5 protein-coding genes are annotated in these 5,190 nt (G+C 73.9%); 3 read left to right on the top strand and 2 right to left on the bottom strand.

Annotation, left to right across the window (positions count from 1 at the left end; genetic code table 11):
• Window positions 1–92: 92 nt before the first annotated feature.
• On the bottom strand, window positions 93–1,073 hold the full coding sequence (locus tag Q4D18_RS10210) for an amidohydrolase family protein (protein WP_303128016.1): 981 nt from the start codon (window positions 1,071–1,073) through the stop codon (window positions 93–95).
• A 34-nt stretch (window positions 1,074–1,107) separates the two neighbouring features.
• Entirely contained in the window at window positions 1,108–2,517 is a 1,410-nt protein-coding gene (locus Q4D18_RS10205) for an MFS transporter (RefSeq protein ID WP_303128015.1), read from the bottom strand.
• Window positions 2,518–2,589: 72 nt separating this feature from the next.
• Between Q4D18_RS10205 and Q4D18_RS10200 the strand changes: the two genes are divergently transcribed.
• The 3 genes from Q4D18_RS10200 to Q4D18_RS10190 all read left to right on the top strand — a co-directional run bounded on the left by Q4D18_RS10200 (window position 2,590) and on the right by Q4D18_RS10190 (window position 5,015).
• On the top strand, window positions 2,590–3,537 hold the full coding sequence (locus Q4D18_RS10200; RefSeq protein ID WP_303128014.1) for an Lrp/AsnC family transcriptional regulator: 948 nt from the start codon (window positions 2,590–2,592) through the stop codon (window positions 3,535–3,537).
• Between the two features lie 174 nt (window positions 3,538–3,711).
• Window positions 3,712–4,305, top strand: coding sequence for an ATP-dependent Clp protease proteolytic subunit (locus tag Q4D18_RS10195; RefSeq protein WP_303128018.1), 594 nt, complete (start codon window positions 3,712–3,714; stop codon window positions 4,303–4,305).
• Between the two features lie 44 nt (window positions 4,306–4,349).
• Window positions 4,350–5,015, top strand: a complete 666-nt coding sequence (locus tag Q4D18_RS10190; RefSeq protein WP_303128013.1) for an ATP-dependent Clp protease proteolytic subunit — start codon at window positions 4,350–4,352, stop codon at window positions 5,013–5,015.
• The last annotated feature ends 175 nt before the right edge of the window (window positions 5,016–5,190 follow it).

Genomic DNA, 5,190 nt, shown 5'->3' with positions numbered 1-5,190 from the left:
AGGCCTGATCCCTCCCGTTTGCACGACGACGCCCCGCCCACCGGGCGGGGCGTCGTCGTGCGGGGGGAGGGTCCCGCTGAGGGCGGCGCTCCTCAGAGCCCGTACAGCCGCAGCGCGTTCTCTCGGAGCACGCCCGCGCGGTCCTCCGCCGAGAGGCGGGACGTGCGGATGTAGTCGAGGGCGCGGCGGTACTTCTCCCCCTGGAAGTAGGGGAAGTCGGACCCCGCCAGGAGCGTGTCCGCACCGAAGGTCTCGGCGGTCAGGGCCAGCGAGGGCTCATGGAAGTTCGCGGCGTCGAAGTGGAAGCCCCGCAGGGTCTGCAGCGGGGAGGCGGGGAACGCGTCCCAGTCCTCGTAGTTGTCCTCGAGGCGCCGCGCGAGGAACGGCAGGTCGCCGCCGAGGTGCGCCACGTGGAAGCGGATCCGGGGGAAGCGGCCGGGGACGTCCGCCGCGAGCAGGTGCAGGGTCGCGGTCGCGTCCTCCACGGGGGCGCCGTTCACCCACTCCAGGCCGTGGTCGGTGAGCAGCGGCGAGCATGCGCCGGAGCCGGTGGGGTGGACGTTCACGACGGCGCCGCGCGCGTCGAGCGCGGCCCACACCGGGTCCAGTCGCGGATCGCTGAGCACCTGTCCGCCCGGCAGCACGGTCGGCACGCTGACGCCGACCACGCCGCCCCGGAGGGCGGGGTCGTCGAGGACCCGCCCCAGCTCTGCCACGGACTCCACGGCGTGCGGCAGCGGCAGAGCGAGGTACAGGAGGAACCGGTCCGGATGGGCGCGGTGCAGTCGGAGGTATTCGTCGTTGACCATGCGGGCGGCCTCGCCCGCGGCCGCCGGGTCGTCCAGCGAGGGGGTCTGCGGCGTGGCCGCGAGGACTTGCACGCCGACGCCCGCCTCATCCATCAGGGCGAGCCGGGCGCCGATGTCGGCCTCGTTCGAGTCCGCGCCGAGGCTGCGGGCGATCCCCGTGGTCCGCGGATCCCGCCCGCCCGCCTCGAGCAGGTCGAGGTAGGCGGCGGGGTAGACGTGGGCGTGGGTGTCGATCGCTCCGGGAGCGAGTGCGGCAGCGTCCATGGTGGTGGTTCCTCTCGATGTCACAGGTGCATTGTCACGGATGCGTGCGCTGCCGGATCCCGGCCGCTGCGGCGAACACGCCGAGCGCGAACGCGACGGCGAGCGTCCCGACCACGGTGAAGGCGGCCGGACCGGGGACGGTGCGGCCGCCGGCCTCGACGGCCAGCAGGGCGGCCAGCGCACTGACGCCGGCGGAGGCCAGCGCCGTGCCGATCGCGCGGACGAGCGCGTTCACCCCGTTGGCGGCGCCGATGTGCCGCGCCTCCGCGTGGGCGACGATCAGCATGGGCAGCGCCGAGTAGCCGATGCCCACCCCGAACCCGACGACAGTGGCCCACACGATCGCCGCCGTCGGGTCCGTGCTCACGAGCATCCGGCCGAGGTAGCCCGCCGCGGTGACCAGCGCGCCCACGGCGAGGATCCAGCGGGGGCCCCACCGGTGCGACATCCACGCGGTCAGGGGGGCGACGACCAGCATGGCGGCGGCGTTGGGCAGCATGGCCAGCCCCGCCGCGGAGGCAGACCAGCCGAAGCCGTCCTGAGACACCGGGTTCTGCAGCTGCAGGGTGGTGAGCAGCAGGTTGGCGAACATCAGCACGCCGAGCAGCAGGGAGGCCACGTTGGTCAGCAGCACGGGGGTGGCCGCCGTCGCGCGCAGGTCCACGAGCGGGTCCACGGTGCGCAGCTCCACCGCGCCCCAGCCCACCAGCACGAACAGGCCGACGACGCCGAAGCCGAGCGTGGCGACGGACGTCCAGCCCCACGCGTTGCCCTGGGACACCGCGGTGAGCAGGGCGAGCAGGCCGACGGAGAGCAGCACGGCGCCGGTGAGGTCGAAACGCTCCGCGCGGTCGGGCCGGTGGTGGGGGATCACGAGCGCGATCGCGACGAGCGAGGCGACCGACAGCAGCGCCGACACCCAGAAGAGCCAGGTCCAGTCCAGGTGGGTGACGATCAGGCCGCCGAGGGGGATGCCGACGCCGCCGCCGACCCCCAGCACCGCGGAGAGGACGGCCAGGGCTGTGCTCGTCCGCTCGGGCGGGAGGCTGTCGCGCATCTGTGCCATCGCCACGGGCACCACGGCCGTGCCCAGGCCCTGCAGGGCGCGGCCGAGGATGAGCATCGGCAGGCCGCCCAGCGGGGCGACCACGGAGCCCAGGAGGACCGCGAGCATGGCCACGACCATGAGTCGGCGGCGCCCGAACATGTCCGAGAGGCGGGCGATGATCGGCGTCGCGACCGCGCCGGAGAGCAGGGTCGCGGTCACGAGCCAGGAGACCGCGCCGGGCGTCTCGCCCAGGACGGCGGGCAAGCGGGGGACGGCCGGGACGACGAGCGTCTGCTGGAGGGCCACGACGAGGCAGCTGAAGGCGGCGACGCCGATCAGGGCGACCGAGGAGGGGGTGGCCGCGCGGGCCGGTGGGGAGGACGGAGTGATGGTCATGCCGCTGATCAGAGCAGAGTGCGCACGGTGACGTACGCTCCGTGCAGTGATGCGAGGGAGAAGGGGCATGCTGTGAGGGATTCCGGCACATCGACCGGCGGTCCCGCCGCGGGCGGGGCGCGACAGGGCGCTGAGCGCCCGATCGATGACCTGGACCGGCGTCTGCTGAGCGTCGTCGACGCGGACCCGGCCGCGGGGCACGCGGTGTGGGCGCGGCGGCTGGGCGTGTCCGACCGGACGGCGGCCCGCCGCTTCCGGGCACTCGAGGCGGCCGGGGTCGTGCGGGTCCGGGGGCGCAGCCTGCCGGGGTTCGCGGGCGGCATGGCGTGGCTGACGCGCACCGAGGGGCGCCCCGAGGACATCGCCCGCCTCGGCGACACCGTGGCCCGGTTCCCGCACTCCCGCTGGGTGCGTCTCAGCCGTGACGGGACCCAGCTGATGGCCGGGCTGGTCACGCCGCCGGACGGCGAGGACGTGGTGCTGCGCGGGCTGACGGGCCGCCGGGACGGCACCCGGGTGCGGGTGCACGAGCTCCTGCGGGTGTGGGGTCCGCCCGGTGCGGCCCCCCTGCCGGCCCGCCCCCTGGACGGCCTCGACCGGGCCTTGATGACAGCTCTGGCCCGCGACGGGAGGCGGAGCCTGGCCGCGCTCGCACGAGAGCTGGGGGTCGACGCCACCACCGTCGGCCGGCGTCGCGCGCGCCTCGTGGCCGACGGCGCGGTCTACTTCGAGGCGGACATCGACCCGGCGGTCCACGGGCCCGGCGGGGACGCGATGCTGTGGCTGCGCGTGGAGCCCGGCGCGGTGCGCCCGCTCGCGGAGCACCTCCGATCGCTCTCCGCGGTGCGGTTCGTCGCCGCCACCTCCGGGGACGTGAGCCTGGTGGCGCACGTCGTCCTCGGCGCCGCGGCCGACGTCGTGGACCTCGTGGACGAGGAGCTCGCCGGGCGAGGGGTGGGCGCCGTCGAGATCGTCCCGCAGGGACGCACGTTCAAGCGGACCGCCGCCGCGCCGGGCTGAGCCGCGCGGCACCTGCGCCATCAGCGAAACGTGACGGACGCCCGTGCCCGCATGGCGCCGCCCCGATAGTCTCGAGCACGATCCGGGAGACCGCTCGGCCGCGTGCGGCCCCACGGCCGTCCCGACCCCAGAATCGACAGGAAGGCAGCAGTGATGACGGACATCACCCCCCGCATGACGTCGGTGGACCCGACGCTCCGCGAGGACTACCTCTACAACCGGCTGCTCAAGGAGCGCATCATCTGGCTGGGGTCGGACGTGCGCGACGACAACGCCAACGCGATCTGCTCGCAGCTGCTCCTGCTCTCCGCCGAGGACGCGGAGAAGGACATCTATCTGTACATCAACTCCCCGGGCGGCTCCGTCACGGCGGGCATGGCGATCTACGACACCATGCAGTACATCCCGAACGACGTGGTGACCGTGGCCACCGGCCTGGCCGCCTCCATGGGCCAGTTCCTGCTCGCCTCGGGCGCCAAGGGCAAGCGCTACGCCACCCCGCACGCCCGCATCCTGATGCACCAGCCCTCGGGCGGCATCGGCGGCACCGAGTCGGACATCCGCATCCAGGCGCAGCTGATCCTGCACATGAAGCGCGTGATGGCGGAGCTCACCGCCGAGCAGACCGGCCAGGACATCGAGACCATCCTCGAGGACAACGCCCGTGACAAGTGGTTCACGGCGCAGGAGGCCCTCGAGTACGGCTTCATCGACCACATCGCGCAGAGCGCGGCCTCCGTCACCGGCGGCGGCGGCGTCGAGGGCTGAGCCCGCTCCGCAGCGCCCCCGACCGAACCTCCCAGGAGAGCAGAATGACCCAGTTCCCCGCCGGCCTGCCCGTCGGCACGCCGACCATGCCCACCCCGGACGCCCGCTACATCCTCCCGCAGTTCGAGGAGCGGACCCCCTACGGCTTCAAGCGCCAGGACCCCTACGCCAAGCTGTTCGAGGACCGCATCGTGTTCCTCGGCGCGCAGGTGGACGATGCCTCCGCGGACGACATCATGGCCCAGCTGCTGGTGCTCGAGGCGATGGACTCCGAGCGTGACATCACGCTGTACATCAACTCGCCCGGCGGCTCCTTCACGGCCATGACCGCGATCTACGACACGATCCAGTTCATCCGGCCCGAGGTGCAGACCGTGTGCCTGGGCCAGGCCGCCTCCGCCGCCGCCGTGCTGCTGGCCGCCGGCGCGCCGGGCAAGCGCCTGGCGCTGCCGAACGCCCGCGTGCTGATCCACCAGCCCGCCATGCAGGGCGACCGCGGCACCGCCACGGACCTCGAGATCCACGCGAACGAGATCAACCGCATGCGCGTGTGGATGGAGGAGACCCTGGCCTCCCTGTCCAACCGGACGCCGGAGGAGGTCTCCCGCGACATCGACCGGGACAAGTTCCTCTCCGCCGAGGGCGCCAAGGAGTACGGCCTCGTGGACGAGGTCCTGGCCTCCCGCAAGATCACCCGCCCGGCCTCCTGAGCCGCGCACGACCCGCAGGGCCCCGCCCGCCGTCACCGGCCGGCGGGGCCCCGCGCGTCCGGGCCGCCCCCGGTCGCGCCGCGACACGCGGATAACGCGTCCTGACCGGTGCGTATCCTGGACCCCGAACCCGACGGCGGCGCCCCACCCCGGCCCGCCCCGGACACCCCCCTAC

Origin of the sequence: Micrococcus sp., assembly GCF_030523875.1 — a bacterium.
GTDB lineage: Bacteria > Actinomycetota > Actinomycetes > Actinomycetales > Micrococcaceae > Micrococcus.
The sequence above is the reverse complement of the archived record's forward strand: the minus strand, read 5'-3'. Positions and strand labels throughout refer to the sequence as shown.

Coding starts and splice junctions, on each gene's coding strand:
- Q4D18_RS10210 (WP_303128016.1), bottom strand. CDS start 1,073: ATGGACGCTGCCGCACTCGCTCCCGGAGCGATCGACACCCACGCCCAC.
- Q4D18_RS10205 (WP_303128015.1), bottom strand. CDS start 2,517: ATGACCATCACTCCGTCCTCCCCACCGGCCCGCGCGGCCACCCCCTCC.
- Q4D18_RS10195 (WP_303128018.1), top strand. CDS start 3,712: ATGACGTCGGTGGACCCGACGCTCCGCGAGGACTACCTCTACAACCGG.
- Q4D18_RS10190 (WP_303128013.1), top strand. CDS start 4,350: ATGACCCAGTTCCCCGCCGGCCTGCCCGTCGGCACGCCGACCATGCCC.